Origin of the sequence: Citromicrobium bathyomarinum, from assembly GCF_021021475.1 — a bacterium.
GTDB classification, from domain to species: Bacteria; Pseudomonadota; Alphaproteobacteria; order Sphingomonadales; family Sphingomonadaceae; genus Alteriqipengyuania; species Alteriqipengyuania bathyomarina.
Genome location: NZ_JAINWL010000001.1, coordinates 1,535,888 through 1,553,528, shown reverse-complemented (window position 1 = coordinate 1,553,528; position 17,641 = coordinate 1,535,888). Strand labels below are relative to the sequence as shown.

The 17,641-nt window shown below is 66.3% G+C and carries 18 protein-coding genes; 3 read left to right on the top strand and 15 right to left on the bottom strand.

Annotation, left to right across the window (positions count from 1 at the left end; translation table 11 throughout):
- Positions 1-138: 138 nt before the first annotated feature.
- Positions 139-1,440, bottom strand: a complete 1,302-nt coding sequence (wecC, locus tag K7H93_RS07835; RefSeq protein WP_010239414.1) for a UDP-N-acetyl-D-mannosamine dehydrogenase — start codon at positions 1,438-1,440, stop codon at positions 139-141.
- A gap of 110 nt (positions 1,441-1,550) precedes the next feature.
- On the opposite strand from wecC, the gene K7H93_RS07830 reads away from it, so the two are divergent.
- On the top strand, positions 1,551-2,552 hold the full coding sequence (locus tag K7H93_RS07830; protein ID WP_230783131.1) for an NAD-dependent epimerase/dehydratase family protein: 1,002 nt from the start codon (positions 1,551-1,553) through the stop codon (positions 2,550-2,552).
- A 15-nt stretch (positions 2,553-2,567) separates the two neighbouring features.
- Here K7H93_RS07830 and wecB read toward each other — a convergent pair whose 3' ends face one another.
- The 9 genes from wecB to K7H93_RS07785 form a co-directional block, all read right to left on the bottom strand.
- Positions 2,568-3,707 (bottom strand): non-hydrolyzing UDP-N-acetylglucosamine 2-epimerase, encoded by a 1,140-nt coding sequence (wecB, locus tag K7H93_RS07825; RefSeq protein WP_230783130.1) that lies wholly within the window; start codon positions 3,705-3,707, stop codon positions 2,568-2,570.
- Between the two features lie 63 nt (positions 3,708-3,770).
- Entirely contained in the window at positions 3,771-4,346 is a 576-nt protein-coding gene (locus K7H93_RS07820) for a hypothetical protein (protein WP_230783129.1), read from the bottom strand.
- A gap of 110 nt (positions 4,347-4,456) precedes the next feature.
- Positions 4,457-4,975: a demethoxyubiquinone hydroxylase family protein gene (locus tag K7H93_RS07815; RefSeq protein WP_230783128.1), complete on the bottom strand. Its 519-nt coding sequence runs from the start codon at positions 4,973-4,975 to the stop codon at positions 4,457-4,459.
- Positions 4,972-5,454, bottom strand: coding sequence for a disulfide bond formation protein B (locus K7H93_RS07810; RefSeq protein ID WP_230783127.1), 483 nt, complete (start codon positions 5,452-5,454; stop codon positions 4,972-4,974). Before K7H93_RS07810 ends, K7H93_RS07815 begins: the two co-directional genes overlap by 4 nt.
- Before the next feature lie 16 nt (positions 5,455-5,470).
- Positions 5,471-6,808: a S41 family peptidase gene (locus tag K7H93_RS07805; protein WP_230783126.1), complete on the bottom strand. Its 1,338-nt coding sequence runs from the start codon at positions 6,806-6,808 to the stop codon at positions 5,471-5,473.
- 91 nt (positions 6,809-6,899) lie between these two features.
- Complete coding sequence (locus K7H93_RS07800; RefSeq protein WP_230783125.1) at positions 6,900-8,129, bottom strand: murein hydrolase activator EnvC family protein; 1,230 nt, start codon at positions 8,127-8,129, stop codon at positions 6,900-6,902.
- Positions 8,130-8,134: 5 nt separating this feature from the next.
- Positions 8,135-8,557, bottom strand: coding sequence for a 23S rRNA (pseudouridine(1915)-N(3))-methyltransferase RlmH (locus K7H93_RS07795; RefSeq protein WP_054523139.1), 423 nt, complete (start codon positions 8,555-8,557; stop codon positions 8,135-8,137).
- A gap of 19 nt (positions 8,558-8,576) precedes the next feature.
- Positions 8,577-8,942 (bottom strand): ribosome silencing factor, encoded by a 366-nt coding sequence (rsfS, locus tag K7H93_RS07790; RefSeq protein ID WP_156313729.1) that lies wholly within the window; start codon positions 8,940-8,942, stop codon positions 8,577-8,579.
- Positions 8,943-9,059: 117 nt separating this feature from the next.
- Positions 9,060-9,773, bottom strand: a complete 714-nt coding sequence (locus K7H93_RS07785; protein WP_230783124.1) for a nicotinate-nucleotide adenylyltransferase — start codon at positions 9,771-9,773, stop codon at positions 9,060-9,062.
- 222 nt (positions 9,774-9,995) lie between these two features.
- On the opposite strand from K7H93_RS07785, the gene K7H93_RS07780 reads away from it, so the two are divergent.
- Both K7H93_RS07780 and K7H93_RS16075 read left to right on the top strand, forming a co-directional pair.
- Positions 9,996-11,144: a M23 family metallopeptidase gene (locus tag K7H93_RS07780; RefSeq protein WP_226663370.1), complete on the top strand. Its 1,149-nt coding sequence runs from the start codon at positions 9,996-9,998 to the stop codon at positions 11,142-11,144.
- A 28-nt stretch (positions 11,145-11,172) separates the two neighbouring features.
- Positions 11,173-11,637, top strand: coding sequence for a bactofilin family protein (locus K7H93_RS16075; protein WP_338080289.1), 465 nt, complete (start codon positions 11,173-11,175; stop codon positions 11,635-11,637).
- An 89-nt stretch (positions 11,638-11,726) separates the two neighbouring features.
- On the opposite strand, the gene K7H93_RS07770 is transcribed toward K7H93_RS16075, so the two are convergent.
- From K7H93_RS07770 to K7H93_RS07750, 5 genes are all read right to left on the bottom strand, one after another.
- A complete protein-coding gene (locus K7H93_RS07770) occupies positions 11,727-13,394 on the bottom strand; it encodes a long-chain-fatty-acid--CoA ligase (protein WP_230783123.1) in 1,668 nt (555 codons plus the stop codon).
- A gap of 58 nt (positions 13,395-13,452) precedes the next feature.
- Positions 13,453-14,265, bottom strand: coding sequence for a DUF1013 domain-containing protein (locus tag K7H93_RS07765; RefSeq protein ID WP_230783122.1), 813 nt, complete (start codon positions 14,263-14,265; stop codon positions 13,453-13,455).
- Between the two features lie 146 nt (positions 14,266-14,411).
- Positions 14,412-15,485 (bottom strand): glycosyltransferase family 4 protein, encoded by a 1,074-nt coding sequence (locus K7H93_RS07760; protein ID WP_230783121.1) that lies wholly within the window; start codon positions 15,483-15,485, stop codon positions 14,412-14,414.
- Positions 15,485-16,420: a UDP-2,3-diacylglucosamine diphosphatase gene (locus tag K7H93_RS07755; protein WP_230783120.1), complete on the bottom strand. Its 936-nt coding sequence runs from the start codon at positions 16,418-16,420 to the stop codon at positions 15,485-15,487. Before K7H93_RS07755 ends, K7H93_RS07760 begins: the two co-directional genes overlap by 1 nt.
- Positions 16,421-16,621: 201 nt before the next feature.
- Positions 16,622-17,614 carry an NAD(P)H-quinone oxidoreductase gene (locus K7H93_RS07750; RefSeq protein WP_226663369.1) on the bottom strand — a complete coding sequence of 331 codons (993 nt, stop codon included), beginning with the start codon at positions 17,612-17,614 and terminating at the stop codon, positions 16,622-16,624.
- Between the last annotated feature and the right edge of the window lie 27 nt (positions 17,615-17,641).

Here is a 17,641-nt window from a genome sequence, read left to right as displayed (position 1 = left end):
CCTCCTCACCAAGTTCGAAGCCAAGAAATCCGCTTACGGATATTCCTACGGCTACGAATATGGATACTCATACGGCAAAGAAGATGAGGAGAAGGGCGGCAAGGCCAAGACCTGAGTCACGCCGGCCGCTTCACATCTTCAGCTTGCCAGGCGTAGCGGAGTCGCCCGGCCCGGTGCAGGCGTATCCGCCGCCCAGATACCGCGCGTATCGTAAACCAACGCGTGGGCGCGCTCTTCCGCCGGGATCGAGCGGAACAGGTCGTGGTCGACCAGCACGATCAGGATGCCGCAGGTTTCCAGCGCGGTGTCGATGTCGACAAGCTTCGCGCCGGTTTCCCCGAATTCGATCGGCAGTTCGCGCGCAAACGGCTCCACGATATTGATTCGCGAGCCGAATGTGCGCGCCAGCCGCGCGGCGATGAAGCGCGCGGGGCTTTCCCGAAAATCGTCGATATTCGCCTTGAACGCGAGCCCAAGGCACGCGACCGGCACACGCGGGTTCTCTTCGATCAGCGCACTCGCGCGCTCCAGCACGTGCTGCATCTTGGCATCATTGACCTCACGCGCGGTGCGGATGACGCGGGCGTCTTCGGGTGCGCCGTGGACGATGAACCACGGGTCGACCGCGATACAGTGGCCGCCGACACCGGGCCCGGGCTGGAGAACGTTGACCCGCGGGTGGCGGTTGGCGAGGCGGATCACCTCCCACACGTCCAGCCCCTGCTTGTCGGCGATCATCGACAATTCGTTGGCAAAGGCGATGTTGACGTCGCGAAACGCGTTTTCGACCAGCTTGGTCATCTCTGCCGAGCGTGCGTCCGTGGCGATGCATTCCCCGCGCACGAAGCGCTTGTAGAAGGCGATCGCCTTGCGTGCACAGCGCGGCGTGACGCCGCCGACCGAGCGATCATTATGGACCAGTTCTTCCAGAATGCGGCCCGGCAGCACCCGCTCCGGGCAATAGGCGATCGCGATATCGGGCGTGCCCGCGGCCAGCCCCGGCATCGCAAGGTCGGGGCGCAGCGCGGCCAGACGGTCGCGCACCGCATCGGTCGTGCCGACCGGACAGGTGCTTTCGCAGATCACCAGCGCGCCCGCATCCAGAACCGGCGCGATCGCGTCGGCAGCGGCCATTACGTAGCCGGTATCGGGCGTATGCTCGCCATCCTTCTCGAACGGGGTAGGCACCGCGATGACATAGACATCGGCGCGCGGCATCTGGGTAGAGGCACACAGCGTCCCGCGCGAGACCACCGCCTGGACCAGCCCGTCCAGATCGACTTCCTCGATATGGATCGCGCCGCGGTTGATCGTTTCGACCACTTCGGGCGAGACATCGACGCCGGTGACCGCGCATCCGGTGCGCGCGATGATTGCAGCGGTGGGCAAGCCGATATAGCCGAGCCCGACCACGGCAACCGTGGGTGTGTCGTTGGTCATGCGTCTGCGTGCCCCTGTGGCCTAGTCTTCCGCATCGCTTTTGCATGGCGCGGGTAAAATTTATGGTAACGGCCCCGGTGCTAGGGGCATGCGCGAGCAAGGAGACCTGCGTGAACATTCTGGTTACCGGAGCGGCAGGCTTCATCGGTGCAGCGCTGGCCGAGGCACTGGTGGCGCGCGGCGACCGCGTGATCGGGATCGACAATCTCAACCCCTATTACGCTGTCTCTCTGAAGCGTGACCGGCTCGCACGGGTGGCGGCCGCGGCGGACGAGGCGTTTCGCTTCATCGAATGCGACTTCGGCGATCATGAGGCGCTGGCGCGCGCACTGGACCAGCACGGCTTCGACCGGATCGTCCATCTCGGCGCGCAGCCGGGCGTGCGCTATTCGCTCGAAAACCCGCGTGCCTATGCGCATGCCAACATCACCGGCCATCTCAACATGCTGGAGCTGGGACGGACCCGGGGCGTCGACCACCTGGTCTATGCCAGCTCGAGCTCGGTCTATGGCGGGAACGAGAAGGTGCCTTTCGCGGTCGAGGACCGGGTCGATCACCCCTACTCGCTCTACGCCGCGACCAAGAAGGCGGACGAGTTGATGAGCGAAAGCTACGCCCATCTCTATCGCCTGCCGCAGACCGGGCTCAGGTTCTTCACGGTCTACGGCCCGTGGGGGCGGCCCGACATGATGCCGTGGATATTCACGCAAAAGATCCTCAAGGGCGAACCGATCCCGGTCTTCAACAATGGCGAGATGAGCCGCGATTTCACCTATGTGGACGATATCGTGCGCGGCATCGTCGCCTGCCTCGACGGCCCGCCGGGCGACGACGGAGCGACCAAGCCGGGCGGCAGCGTGGCACCGCACGCGCTCTACAATATCGGCAATAACCGGTCAGAAGAACTGATGCGGGTGATCGGGATCATCGAGGCGGCGTGTGGTCGCAAGGCCCAGGTCGAGCTGCTGCCGATGCAGAAAGGCGACGTGCCGCGCACCTTTGCAGATATCGATGCGATCGTGCGTGACCATGGTTTCCAGCCCCAGACCAGCGCCGACGAAGGCTTCCCGCGCTTCGTCAGCTGGTTCAAGGCCTATCACGGGATCGACTAGGCACGCCGAGCGCCGTCAGTGCTGGGCCATCAGCTGCGCGATCCGCTGCGATGAGTGGCCATCGCCGAACGGATTGTGCGCCTGCGCCATCGCGGCGTAGGCAGCCTCGTCGTCGAGCAGGCGAAACACCTCACGCTGGATCGCTTCGGGATCGGTGCCGACCAGCTTCGCTGTGCCTGCCTCGACCCCTTCGGGCCGCTCGGTCGTAGCGCGCATCACCAGCACCGGCTTGCCCAGCGCGGGCGCTTCTTCCTGCACCCCGCCGCTGTCGGTCAGCATCAGCGTGCTCGCCTGCATCAAGGCGGCGAAATTGGGATAGTCGAGCGGCTCGAGCAGCGCGACATTGTCCAGCCCGGACAACTCGTCATGCATGGTCGCGCGGACATTGGGGTTGAGGTGGACGGGGAACAGCACGGCGGTATCGTCCCGCTCCGCGATCGCGCGGATCGCCCGGGCAACCGCGCGCATCCCCTCGCCGAAATTCTCGCGCCGGTGGGTGGTGACGCCGATGATCCGCTTGCCTGCAAAGCGCTGTGCCGCCGTGTGCAGATCCGCCGCGAGAGCGGGTTTCCGCTCGATCGCGCCGAGCACCCAGTGGAGCGCGTCGATCACCGTGTTACCGGTGACGTGAATGTTCGCGGGGTCGATATTCTCGCGTCGCAGCGCGTCGGCGGCGGTCTGCGTGGGCGCGCAGTGAAGCGCGGCCATCGTGCCGATCACCTTGCGGTTGACCTCTTCGGGCCAGGGATGGTGGATGTCGCCGCTGCGCAGGCCCGCCTCGACATGGCAGATCGGGATCTTGCGGTAGAACGCGGCAAGCGCGCCGCACATCGCGCTGGCGGTATCGCCCTGCACCACCACCCAGTCGGGCACCTCGGCATCGAGCGTTTCGCCGATTCCGGTCAGAAGCCGTCCGGTCAGCGCGTCGAGGCTCTGGTCCGCGCGCATCACCGCGAGATCGTGATCGGGCACGACCTGCGCGATATCGAGCACCTGATCGAGCATTGCGCGGTGCTGCCCGGTAGAGACGACCACCGGCGCAAAGCGCGGGTCTTCGCGCAGCAGGTGGATCAGCGGGAAGAGCTTGATCGCCTCCGGCCGGGTGCCGAAGACGATCGCAATCTTGAGCGGCGCGGTGGTGTTCGTGCGGGCCATGTCGCCCGCTTACGCAAAATCGGTTAACAAGCCGAGACGGCGCGTTAACGCCGTTCGAGCGCCTTACTCGTCGCCCGAGCCGTCAGGCTGCTTCGCTGCGGGTTGCGGCAGCGCCTCTGCAGCGACTTCGGCCTCCCGCTCGCGCTCGATCCGCTCCATATATTCGCGCTCGATCTGTTCGACCCGCTCCTGCTCGGCAGCGGCATCTTCATCGATGGTCGAAAGCCTCTCGGCCCGCGCCTCGGCGATCAGCTGGCTGAACCGCGCAGCAGACCCGCCCTCGCGCGCTTCGTAAGCGGCGTCGATCATCTTCTGGGTGCAGCCGGTGAAGCCCGCCGCGCCCGAGGGCGAGCAGCTCATCGCGCCGAACTTGCCGACATATTCGAAGCTCTCGACCCGCTTGGCCCAGGCCGTATTGGCCGGATCGTTGCTGTAGCGCAGGTTTTCGGGGATGCGGAAGCGTTCGCTCTCGTCCATCCGCGCGACGACGCAGATCGTATCTTCCGGGCAGTCGACCTCATCGTCGCCATAGGCGATGACCATGCTGACCTTGTCCCCGGCCTCGTCCTGTGCGGCGGCGGGCGCGCCTGCGCCAAGGGCGATCAGGCTGGCGATGGCGGCGGTTGCGAAGATTTTCATGGCAGGCCTCTGCGGCAAGGAATGGGATGGTCTGTGGGCGCACTGCATAAGCGCGCCGGATGGCTGAACTGTGACTGAAGCGAGCGAGCGCGAGGGGCGGTTCCCGCGCATCACACCCGCTCGGACAGGCGGATCGCCGCGCGGCAGCCCAGCCGGATCGCGGCAGAGAGCAGCGGATAGCCGGGGGTTTCCTCTGCCCCAGCAGCGATCGCGGCATCGTGATGCTCACGCTCTTCCTCGCGAAACTGTTCGATCATGCCCTGCAGTTCGGGATCTTCGTCGGCATCCTTCAGCTCGTCGAGCTGTTTGGAATAATGCAGGTCGATCTCGGTCTCGACAGCGGCGGTGCAGGCCATCGCAGCCTTGGGCCCGATCAGCGCGGTCGCCGCGCCCAGCGCATAGCCTGCGACGGACCAGAACGGGTGCAGCGCGGTCGGGCGCACGCCCCGCTCGGCCATCAGAGCGTTGAAGGCATCGTGATGTTCGTCTTCCTGCCGCGCCATCGCGGCGATCTCGCCGGAATGCGGGCCGCGATCGCCCATCACCGCCAGCTGCCCGGCATAGATGCGCGTTGCGCCGAACTCGCCTGCCTGATCGACTCGGATCATCCGGTGGATATGGTCTTTCATGCGCGCTTGCCCTTCTTCGCCAGCAGCGAAATCGCGGCGATGCCCGCCGCACTCGATATAAGAAAGTTGTAACCCGCCAGCGAGATTCCGAACAGTCGCCACGCCGCCTCGTCGCAGCGCACCAGCGGCGTGTTCATGATCGCGTCGAGCGCGTTGCCCCCTTCGCTGGACGAGGGGATCGCCGCGCAGCCGGTGATCCCCTGCCACCAGTGATATTCCACCCCTGCATGAAACAGCCCGATCAGGCCCGAGGCGATGATCGCCAGCGCCGCGAGGGCGATCCAGACCCGCTGGGGAGGGGCGATGAAGGCGAGCAGCGCCAGCGCCAGCGCGGCGAAGTGCGGGTAACGCTGCCACCAGCACATTTCGCACGGGTACAGGCCGAAGACGTACTGGCTGACATAGGCCCCGCCCAGCAGCAGCGCGGGGACGAGCAGGACGATCCAGCGGGCGGTGCGCGCGGCGGGCGTGTCGATCATGCCTGTATCGCCCGGACTACTTGCGCAGCGCGACCGAGCTGGGCGTGGTCCGGCGCAGCGTCTTGAGCGCATAGTCGAGCTGGAAATCCTCGATCCCCTGCTCTTCCAGCTCGGCGGCGGTCTGGGTGAAGCGCGGATCCTGGCGGATATCGTTCTCCAGATCGTCGTCCTTCAGATCGGCCTCGTTGATCAGGTGACCGCGCAGGTCGCTTTCGCGCAGCTGGTACTTGCGGCGCCGCTCCATGTCCGGATCGGACAGCTGCGGCACGCGGATGTCGGGCTTGATCCCGCCTTCCTGCACCGAATGGCCCGACGGCGTGTAGTAACGCGCGGTGGTCAGCTTGAGCGCGGCGTCCGGCCCCAGCGGGACCAGCGACTGCACGCTGCCCTTGCCGAAGCTGCGTTCGCCCATGATCAGCGCGCGGCGGTGATCCTGCAGCGCGCCCGCGACGATCTCGCTTGCCGAGGCGGAGCCCGCGTCGATCAGCACGATCAGCGGAACATCTGCCGCGATCTGCCCGCGATAGACCGTTTCCGCATCGAACGACATCGATTCGCCCCGCGCACGGCCGCGCTGCGAGACGATCCGCCCCTCGTCGAGGAACAGGTCCGACAGCGCGATCGCCTCGTCCAGCGAACCGCCAGGGTTGGAGCGCAGGTCGAGCACCAGGCCGTTGACCCGGCCGCCCGCCTCGCGCTGGATATCGTTCCACGCCGCAAACACGTCCGCGCCGACATCGCGTGAGAACTCGTTGACGGTGATGACCCCGATCTTGCCGTCCTTCACCTCGTAGGTGACCGGCTCCAGCTCGATCACGCCGCGCGTCACGCTGGTTTCGATCGGCTCATCGCTGCCGGGGCGGAAGATCGTCAGATTGATCGAGGTGCCGGCGGGGCCGCGCATCTGCTGCACCGCCTCGTCCAGATCGCCGCCGTAGATCAGCTTGCCATCGAGGTGGGTGATGAAGTCGCCCGCCTTGATCCCGGCCTTTTCCGCGGGGCTGCCGCGGAACGGGCTGATCACCTTGACCGCGCCGTCTTCCATCACGACCGACAGGCCGAGGCCGGAATAATTGCCGTCGATCAGCGTTTCGAGCCGCTCCAGATCGCTGCCGTCGAGATAGGCCGAATGCGGATCGAGGCTGGCGAGCATCCCGTCGATCGCGCCGCGAATCAGCTTCTCGTCATCGACCTCGTCGACATAGCTCGCCTGAATGCGCTGATAGGTGGCGAACAGCTTGGCGAACTCGGGCGCCACGCGGCTGTCGACCTGGGCCATGCCGGCGGTGGCGATGGGAATCATCGCCACGGCGGTGACCAGAGCGAGCGAACGGGCGACGACGGGCAGTTTCATAGTCTCAAGCCTTCCGGACATTCGCCCCCGTTTATAGGGAGCAAGCCATTAACGCCAGATGCACTTGGGGCGTGGCCGAGAGGGGGCAAGCTCAGTTCGACAGGTGGTCGAGAGGGTTCGCCGGGCGCCCGCCCAGCCGCAGTTCGAACCCGATCGGACCGCCCGCAGACGGGGCGACCCCCAGCGATGCGCCTTCGCCCAGCTGCTCACCCACGGTCACGTCGGTGCGCGCAAGCCCGGTGACGAGGCTGGTCCAGCCGCCCGGATGTTCGACGATAACGATCCGGCCATAGCCGCGAAACGGCCCGGCGAAGGCGACCCGGCCCGGTGCGGGGGTGACGACCTGCGCCCCGCCGCCTGCGCGCAGCAGGATGCCGTCGCTGCGCACGCCCGAGCCATCGACCGATCCGAATCCGCGCAGCGTGCGCCCGTCGACCGGCAGCCGCAGGCCTGCGGGCGAGCGGACCTGCTCGCGCGTCGGTGCGGGCATCGGTATGGCGCGCGTGCGCGCACGACCCGGGTCGGACGGGCGCATCACCGGGCCGGGTAGCGCGGCCAGCTCCTCACGCAATGTGCCTGCGGCATCTATCCGCGCCACCAGCCCGTCCAGATCACGCGCCTGTTCGGCGAAGGCGAGCGCGCGCTCTTCCTGCCGGTCGGCCTCCCCGCCCCGGCGGCGCGCGGCGAGCCGCTTGCGGGTCTCGATCTCGGCCAGCTGCTTGCGGCGCAGCGCGAGGTGCCCCTCTTCCTCGGCCAGCTTGGCGAGCAGGGTTTCGGCCCGATCACGCAGCGCGCGGCTGCGGTCGATCTCTCCGCGCAGCGCGGCGGTGCGCCCGCGCACTTCGGGGATGGTCGTCTCCAGAACCGCGCGCAGGTACATGCTGTCGCGGATCGAGCCGGGGCGGAACACCGACAGCACCAGCGGCCTGCGCGAGACGTTCTGCAACGCGCCGGTCAGCCGGATCAGCGGTTCGCGTCGCTCGGCCAGCCGTGCATCGAGCGCGCGCTGCTGGCGCGCGATCAGCGACAGGCGGCCCTGCGCCACCGCGATCTGCGCCTCGGTTTCCTGAATTCGCGCGGCAAGCGCGGCGGACTGGCGCGCGACCTTCGCTGCCTCCTGCTCCGCCTCGGCCGCAGCAGCTTCGAGAGACCGGGCGCGCTGAGCAGCGCGCTGCGACGCCTGCTGCGCCCGCTCGATCGCGGCGCGCACCGCGTCCGCATTATCGTAAGCCTCGATGCCCTGCCCACGCACCTGCGGTGCGGCGACGACCAGCGCGATTGCGGCAATCGGCGCGGCAAGCAGGGCGAGGCGGTGTAGCACGCGTGCTACCCTGCCCGATGATAGGGATGTCCTGCAAGAATGCTCGTCGCGCGGTAGAGCTGTTCGGCCAGCATTGCGCGCGCCAGCAGGTGCGGCCAGGTCGCACTGCCGAAGGCGAGCAGCAGGTCCGCTTCCTCGCGCTGTGCCTCGCTATGCCCGTCGGCGGCGCCGATCAGGAAACGCGTCTCGCGAATCCCGCCATCGCGCCACTGGCCGAGGATTTCGGCGAGCTGTTCGGAGGAAAGATCGCGCCCTTTCTCGTCGAGCGCGACGGTGCGGTGCGGATCCTTGGTCGGCGGGATCTTGCCGCCGGTGTCGGGCAGTTCGGTCAGTTTAGTGTCCCACGCGATCCGTGTCAGATAGCGGTCGACCAGCTCGGCCTCAGGCGAACGCCCGATCTTGCCGCGCGCAACAATATGGAGAAGCATGCGCGCTCAGCAGCCCGGATCAGGCATTGCCCCCGGCAGCGATCTGGCCGTTCTCGCCAAAGGACCACATCCGCTCGATATTGTAGAAGCTGCGCACTTCGGGGCGGAACAGGTGGATCACCACGTCGCCCGCGTCGATCACCACCCAGTCGGCGGCGGGCAAGCCTTCGAGCCGGACCGAGCCGTAGCCGTCCTGCTTGATCTTCTCGGCCAGCTTCTGCGCGATCGAGGCGACCTGCCGGGTCGACCGGCCGGAGGCGACCACCATATGATCGGCCATGCTCGACTTGCCGGCCAGGTCGATGCTGACGATGTCCTGCGCCTGATCGTCGTCGAGCTGCTGCATCACCAGCGCGTGGAGCGCGTCGGACCTGTCTTCAGTCATGGCAGAAACTCTCGGGGCTTTGGTGGCGGGCATGATGGCGGCTTGCACATTGGTCATGGGCGAGGTCGATACTCCTGTCATTCCAGTGATATGGGAATGGCCGGGAGCATATGCGAGTCATGCGCTGCCCGGCTCCGGATCGGTACTGAAATCTATGATGGGGCGATGGGTAATCTGATCGCGGAGCGCAGCGTCACGATAATCGGCGGCCCAGTCTGGCGCGCCAGCGCGAATCGCGGTGGCGGACCGGGCATCGGGATCAAAACGCAATGTCACCAGAATAGGTGCGCTCCACTCGCCCCGTTTCCTGAGCTGCGCCGGATCCACCCGGAAACGCCGCAGCATGGCCGCCGCGGGGCTGGCGACGGTTGCCATCTCATACCCCGGTCTGGCGATCACCGCAATCGGCACGCTCCACACGATCCGGCGCCACGCCCGCCACTTGTGGAATGTCACCAGATTGTCAGACCCCATCAGCCACACGAATTCGTGGGCAGAGAAGCGATTCTGCAACGCTGCGATGGTGTCGACCGTATAGCGCGTGCCCAGCTCGCGCTCGATAGCGGTCACCCGGATCGGCGCGCGGCGCGCCTGCGCCACTGCAGAGGCATAGCGCGCGGCCAGCGGAGCCATGCCCTCTTTCGGCTTGAGCGGATTGCCGGGCGAGACCAGCCACCACACCTCGTCCAGCCCGAGCGCGTCCATCGCGAACAGCGAGATTCGCCGGTGGCCGCCATGCGCCGGGTTGAAGCTGCCCCCGAGCAGGCCGACGCGCCGCCTCCTGCGTCCGGTGGTGGACGCGTGGAATGGTGGAGGCGGACGGTCGGTCAAGCGCAGCGGAACCCGCGAATGAGCAAGTGGTTCCCGCGTAAACATGGTTAACGCCATCGGTATTTAACAGTTCATCGTAGGTAGAGTTCCATTCGTCCTAACGACTCGGCGCGGGATTCGACCGTGTCGGACCCCACTGTTAACCCCCGAATCGGGACCGGGACAACGGTAGGGGTCGACTTGAGCAACGAACAGCAGCACCGGCTCACGTGGCGTGAGCGGATGGAAAACTGGTTTCCGGAGCGTGAGTTTTTCATGCGCTCGCAAGGCCAGGTCCGTTTCATCAAGATCAGTTCGAAACTTCAGAAACGCACCGCCGCACTGGCGCTGACCGCCTCGGTCGCCTTCGTGGGCAGCATGGGCGTGATGAGCGTGCTGCAATACCGCTCCAGCGTGGAGCGAGTCGCGCTGCTGGAGCGCGAGGCGGATGTCGCCACTTCGGAAGAGCGGCTGAAAGCCTACCGCGCCAATATCGGCGAGGTGACGCAGGATCTGGAGAAGCGGCAGGACTTCATCGAGGGCATGATCGAGATGCTGCCCCCCGATGCAGTCAAGCACGACAATGTCACCGACAGCACCAACGAGACCGACGAACTGGTCGAGAAGGTCTCCGCCGCAGTGCCCGAAGCGGCCTCGCTTGCGCGGATCGAATCACGCCAGCTCGCCTTCGTCGAAGGGCTGACCCGCTACGCCGACCAGCGATCGCGCCGCGCGATGTGGGCGCTGCGCGAACTTGGGCTCGATCCGGACCGGATGCTCGCCTCGGCCGACACCAGCGCGCGCGGCGGCCCGCTCGAAGCGCTGTTCGGCAAGGACGAGCAGATCGATCCGCGATTCGAACGCCTCGGCGCAAGCCTGTCGCGCATGGCCACACTCGAAGCGACGCTGCAGGGCGTACCGCAGTTCGCACCGACCAAGGCGGCGGCGGTCAATTCCTCCTACGGCTATCGCCGCGATCCCTTCACCGGGCGTGCCGCGATGCACCGCGGGCTGGACTTCCCGGCCAGGATGGGCGCGCCGATCTTCGCCACCGCGCGGGGAACCGTGACATTTGTGGGCCGAAAGGGCGGCTATGGTAACGTGGTCGAAATCAGCCACGGGCAAGGTCTTTTAACCCGTTACGCCCACATGTCGCGTTTTGAGGCGCGGGTCGGGCAGCGGGTTGAAGCAGGTACGGTTATCGGCGCAATCGGTAGCACCGGTCGTTCGACCGGCCCGCACTTGCATTTCGAGGTTCGAGTGAACGGCACAGCAGTCAATCCGCGCACATTCTTGGAGTTAGCCCCCGATGTTCTCAAAAAAGTCCGCCGAAACTCCGGCGCCCAGCGCACCCGCACGGCCAGCGACACCCAGGGCGACGCCGGTGTCTAAGTCGTCGTCCTCCTCGGGGAGCTTCTCGGTGCTCGGCGCCGACGTCACCATCACCGGCAACATCGCGGCCTCGACCGAACTGCATATCGACGGCACGGTCGAAGGCGATATCGACTGCGCCTCGCTGGTGCAGGGCGAGGCCAGCCAGATCGCCGGCGAAGTGAAGGCGGAAAGCGCGCGCCTTGCCGGGCGGGTCGACGGATCGATCCACGCGCGTGAGCTGGTGATCCTGCGCAGCGCGACGATCAACGGCGATGTCCATTACGAAGCGCTGACGGTGGAACAGGGTGCCTCGGTCCAGGGCCGTTTCGCCCCGCGCGAGGCCGGTTCCGCCAGTGCGTCTTCGAGCCAGTCGAGCGCCCAGAGCGAGAGCAGCAGCGAAAGCACCTCTTCGGCGGGCGGTTCGACCACCGCCGATCTGGGCATTTCGCCCTTCTCCTCGGACGACAGCTCGGACGAGAAGAGTGCCAGCGCGAGCGCCAACTACTACTGATCGCCGATCTTACGAAAAAAGGGGGCCGACGCGGATCGCGTGACGGCCCCCTTTTTCATGCGCTGTATCCTCGCAACGAGGCCGCGTGATCAGCCAAGCACTTCGGCCCGCAGCGCCTTTCGGTCGAGCTTGCCGACCATCGTCACCGGCAGTTCCTTGCGAATCACCACCTGGTCGACCCGCTCGTGCTTGCCCACGCGGGTGTTGAGCCAGTCGCGCAGCGCCTCGGCGGTGGGGGCTTCCTGATCGGGTTGCAGCGTGGCGTAGGCGCGCGGAACCTCACCGTGGTAATCGTCGGGCACCCCGATCACCAGCACGTCGCGAATGGCGGGATGGGTCTGGAGCACGTCCTCCACCTGGCTGGGGAAGACCTTGAACCCGCCGACCGCGATCATGTCCTTGATCCGGTCGACGATCTCGATGAAGCCGTCCGCATCGATCCGCGCGACATCGCCGGTACGCAGCCACTTGCGGCCCTGATGCTCGATGAACACCTCGGCGTCGGCTTCGGGCAGGTTCCAGTAACCCTGCATGATCTGCGGGCCGTTGATCGCCAGCTCGCCCGGCTCGCCCTCGGGGGCGAGCTGCGTTTCGTCCTCCTTGTCGAGCAACAGCAGTCTCGTGCCCGGAATCGGCTGACCGATGGTGCCCGTCTTGCGCGTGGCGAGGTAGGGATTGGTCGAAACCACGCCAGAACTCTCGGTCAGGCCATAACCTTCGACCAGCCGCACGCCGGAGAGCGTCTCGAACTTGTCGCGCAGCGGATCGGCCAGCGGCGCGCCGCCCGAAATGCTGATTCTGAGCGAGGAGAAGTCGGTCGTCGCCGCCTTGGGATGGTCGAGCAGCGCCTGAAACATGGTCGGCACGCCGGGGAATCCGGTCACTTTTGCGCGACTGAGCGTCTTGAGTACGTCGCCCGCTTCGAACCGCGGCACCATCGCGATGGTTGCCCCGCGCACGATGCTGCGGTTGAGCACACAGGTGTTCGCAAAGACATGGAACAGCGGCAGCGCGCCCATGATGATGTCCGGCTCGTCACGCTCGAACGGGTCGATCGCATCGACCTGCTGGGCATTGGCAGCAAGGTTGCCGTGGCTCAGCATCGCGCCCTTGGGCCGGCCCGTGGTGCCGCCGGTATATTGCAGCAGCGCGATTTCGTCGGGCGTGATGTCGAGCGGGGTCGGCTCGCTGCGCGGCAGCATTGCGTCCCAGCGCACGATGCTCTTCCCATAGGCGGGCTTGGCGATCGCGCTACGTTTGAACAGCTTGAGGCCCAGCGCCTTGAGCGTCGGCAGCATGCCGGCGAGTTCGCCCACCACCAGCGTTTCCAGCGAAGAGCCTTCGAGCACCGCCTGCGCGGTGCCGTAAAGCGCGTTCGCGTCGACCGTGACCAGCAGCCGGGTGCCCGAATCCTCCACCTGATGCGAAAGCTCGTCGACCGAATAGAGCGGCGAGAAATTGACCACCGTCGCGCCCGCCAGCATCGCGCCGTAATAGGCGGAGAGGTAGATGGGCACGTTGGGCAGGAACAGCCCGACCCGGTCGCCGCGCCCGATCCCCGCCGCCTGCAGTCCAGCGGCAAAGCGCCGCGCCTCGGCATGCATTGCCTGATAGCTGAGCCTGCGGCCGAGGAAATCGATCAGCGTGCGGTCAGGGTGCGCCGCCACCGCCCGCGCCAGCAGCGCGGGCATGGTGGTCGATTTGATGGGCGTGTCCCACGGGCGCGGGTGGTGATAATTGCTGCTGCTTACATCCATGTAAGCATGATGCAGACGCGCGCGCGGCTCGGCAAGTATTTGCTTGAGCGCAGGCGGATTATTCTTCCGTCTGCTCCTCGGCATCCTCGGTATCAGCCGGGGTTTCAGCGGGGGCCGCTTCGGCTTCCGGCTCGGCGGGCGCTTCGCTTGCGGTGCCGATCGGCATGCCGCTCAGCTGCTCTTCCTCGCTCGCGCGCTTGGCCTGCAGCCATGCGGCGGCTTCGGCTTCCTGCGCGGCTTCGGCGGCGGCCTTCTCGTTATCGTCGCGTTCGCGGCGCAGTTCCTCGATCAGACGCGCCTTGTCGCTGGCTTCGACCGCGGGGTCGGAGACGGCGTTTTCCAGCCCGGCCTTCTTCGCCGCAGCCTTGACCACCGCGTCGAGCTCGCGCTGCGAGCAAAGGCCCAGCGTCACCGGGTCTTTCGGCTGGATGTTCTGGATGTTCCAGTGGCTGCGTTCGCGGATCGCACCGATCGTGTTGCGGGTGGTCCCGATCAGCTTGGAGATCTGCGCGTCGGTCACCTCTGGGTGGTTGCGCAGAATCCAGGCGATGCCGTCCGGCTTGTCCTGCCGCTTGGACACGGGGGTATAGCGCGGGCCCTTGGTCCGGGTCACTTCCGCCGGAGCCTTCTGCATCTTGAGGCTGTAGGTGCTGTCTGCCTGACCGCGCTCGATCTCTTCCTGGGTCAGCTCGCCGGCATAGACAGGGTCGCGCCCGGTATATTTGCTACCCGCCAGATCGTCTGCCATCGCCTGCACTTCGAGGATGTGCAGCCCGCAGAATTCGGCGATCTGCTCGAAGCTCAGGCCGGTATTGTCGACCAGCCAGGTGGCGGTCGCGTGCGGCATCAGCGGAGTGGGTTGGTCGGCCATGACGGTCATCCTGAACTGCTCGGCCCCGATCGGTTGGCGGAGCCCTGAAAATGAAAGGGCCGCCCCATGCAGGAGCGGCCTCGTAAGCGCCATTGTAAGGATCGCGCCGCCTTTGGGCAAGGAAGATCGGCATTTCAGGGACTCGCTCAGGGAGTGAGGGTTTCTCCATCGAACTCTTCCAGCCCGGCGACGAACTGCAGGGTCGCCTTTTCCCAGCTGAACTGCGCGCCGTACTGGGCGCAGGTCTGCCGGTCGCGCAGCAGCGCATTGGCGATCGCATCGTCGAGATCGTCGCGCATCGCGCCCGCTTCCTCGCTCAGCACGTCGCGCGGGCCCGGCACGGGGAAGGCGGCAACCGGCGTGCCGCAGGCCAGTGCCTCGATCATGACCAGCCCGAAGGTATCGGTCTTGCTGGGGAACACGAACACGTCGGCATTGGCATAGCAGCGGGCGAGCGCGTCTCCGCTGCGTTTGCCAAGGAACACCGCCTCGGGATAGCGGGCCTCCAGATCGGCGCGGGCCGGCCCGTCGCCGACCACCACCTTGGTGCCCGGCCTTGTGGTGCGCAGGAACGCCTCGATGTTCTTCTCGACCGCGACCCGGCCGACATACAGCTGGATCGGGCGGACCAGCCCCTCGTAATCCTCGCAGGGGCCGACATCGGGATGGAAGGCCTCCAGATCGACCCCGCGGCCCCAGTGATGCAGCCGGGTGAGGCCCTGCGCGCGCAGTTCCTCGCGGATGCTCTCGGTCGCCACCATCACCCGCTGCGCGGGGCGGTGGAACCAGCGGATATAGGGCCAGAACGCATCCGAGGGCAGCGAGGTGCGCCGCGCGATATAGTCGGGAAACTGCGTGTGATAGGCGGTGGTGAACGGCACCGCCTTGGCCATGCAATATCGCCGCGCGGCCAGCCCCAGCGGGCCTTCGGTGGCGATATGCACCGCATCGGGGTGCAGGTCCGACAGCCGCCGGCCCACGGTGCCGGGCAGGGTCAGCGCAAGGCGGATTTCGGGATAGGTCGGGCAGGGCAGCGAGGGATACTGATCGGGCGTGATCATATCCACCTGGTGCCCGTGCGCGCGCAGGATGTCGCAGGTGGTGGTCAGCGTGCGGACCACGCCGTTCATCTGCGGATACCACGCGTCGGTGACGATCGCGATCGACTTGGGCGGCAGTTCGGCCAACTCAGCCAAGCCCCCCGGTTCGACCAGCAGCATCAGGCGACCGCCCGCACGTCGTCCGCCGCACCGTCATGCGCGGGTGGCGCGATTTCGCGTTTCGCGATCTCGTCCGGCCAGTGGAGGATTTCCATCCGCCCGTCGAAATGCTCGACCAGCGCATTGCACCCTTCGACCCAGTCGCCGTCGTTCCAGTATTCGATCTCGCGCCCGTGATGGGCGAACATGCGGTGCTCTGCGGTGTGGATATGGCCGCACACGACCCCGTCGACCCCGCGCTCTCCGGCGGCGCGGGCCACGATTTCCTCGTATTTCGAGATGAACTCGACCGCATTCTTCACCTTGTGCTTGGCCGCCTTCGACAGCGACCAGTAGGGCATCCCCAGCGCCGTGCGGGCCTTGTTGACCCATTGATTCAGCGCCATCATCAGATGGTAGGCGGTATCGCCCACGAATGCGAGCCACCTGTGGGTGAGCATCACGGTATCGAATTCGTCGCCATGCAGAACCATCAGCCGGCGCCCGTCGGCGGTGGTGTGGAACGCGGCGCGGCGGATTTCGACATCGCCGAAGTTCATCCCGCAAAACGGCCGCACGACCTCGTCGTGGTTGCCCGGAATATAGACGATCCGCGTGCCGCGCTTGGACCGCTTGAGGATCCGCCAGACGATGTCGTTATGCGCGGCGGGCCAGTAGAACTTCTTCTTCAGCCGCCAGCCGTCGATGATATCGCCGACCAGATACATTGTTTCGGAATCGGTGCTGTCGAGGAAATCGATCAGCATCTCCGCATTGCAGCCCTTGGTGCCCAGATGCACGTCGCTGATCCAGATTGTGCGGAAACGGCGGCGCTTGCCGTCTTGGGGCTCGGGCACCGATGGCTCGATCGAGGGAAAGGCGGAGACGTTGCCTGCGCCGCCCGCGAAGGCGGCGAATTCTTTGGGCAAGCCGTCGGGCGTGGTCTGGTCGAACATGGCGGTGGGCGGCCCCTGTTGTCCCTCTGAAGGGAGGTTCGTCGTCCAAAAGCCCGCAAAGAATATCTCGTATTCCGTGCGGTATATTGGGCGTGGGGTAGACCGCTATTGTTACAGGCGACTCACAGAACGGTTACAGTACCGCTAATTTCCACAGCCTTGTCCGTCATATCGCCATGAAGTCGGCGACTTTGAACGTGCCTAGAGTTCTTCGTCTACCGCGAGCACGATCTTGCCGATGTGATCGCCCGCCTCCATCCGCGTGTGTGCCGCGGCCGCTTCGGCCAGCGGGAAAATCTCGTCCATCACCGGGCGCACCGCGCCCTCTTCGACCAGCGACCACGCCTCGCGCGCGATCTCGCTGCCCAGCGCGGCCTTGAACGCGTCGGAGCGGGGGCGCAAAGTCGATCCGGTCAGCACCAGCCGCTTGGACATGACCAGCGCCATGTTGATCTCGGCCTTCATTCCGCCGAGCACCGCGATCGTCACGTGCCGCCCGCCTGGCTTGAGACACTTGAGATTGCGCGCGACATAGTCGCCAGAGACCATGTCGAGCACCAGATCGACCCCCTCGCCGCCGGTGATATTGCCGACCGCCTCAACGAAATCGGTGGTCTTGTAATCGATCGCATGATCGGCACCCACACGCCGCGCGGCCTCGCACTTTTCCTCGCTGCCCGCGGTCACGATCACCTTCAGGCCGAACGCCTTGCCCAGCATGATCGCCATTGTGCCGATCCCGCTGGTGCCGCCATGGACCAGCAACGTCTCCCCGTCGCGCGCCATTCCGCGCTGGAAGACATTGTGCCACACGGTGAACAGGGTTTCGGGCAGCGCCGCCGCCTCCGCCAGGGTGATCGCGTCGGGCACCGGCAGCGTGTGGCCGGCGGGCACTGCGCAATATTGCGCATAGGCACCGCCCGGCGTCAGCGCGCAGACATGCTCGCCCAGCCGCGCCGGATCGACGCCCTCGCCCACCGCGACGATCTCGCCCGCAGCTTCCAGCCCGAGGATCGGCGAAGCACCCGGCGGGGCGGGGTAATTGCCCGCACGCTGGATGCAGTCGGGACGGTTGACCCCCGCATAGGCGACCTTCAGCAGGATCTCGCCCGGCCCGGGCTGGGGCACCGGCACGTCCTGCTCCAGCCTGAGCACCTCGGGTCCGCCGGGCTCGGCAAAGCCGATCGCTTGCATGGTGTCGGGTACGGCTGGCATCGATTT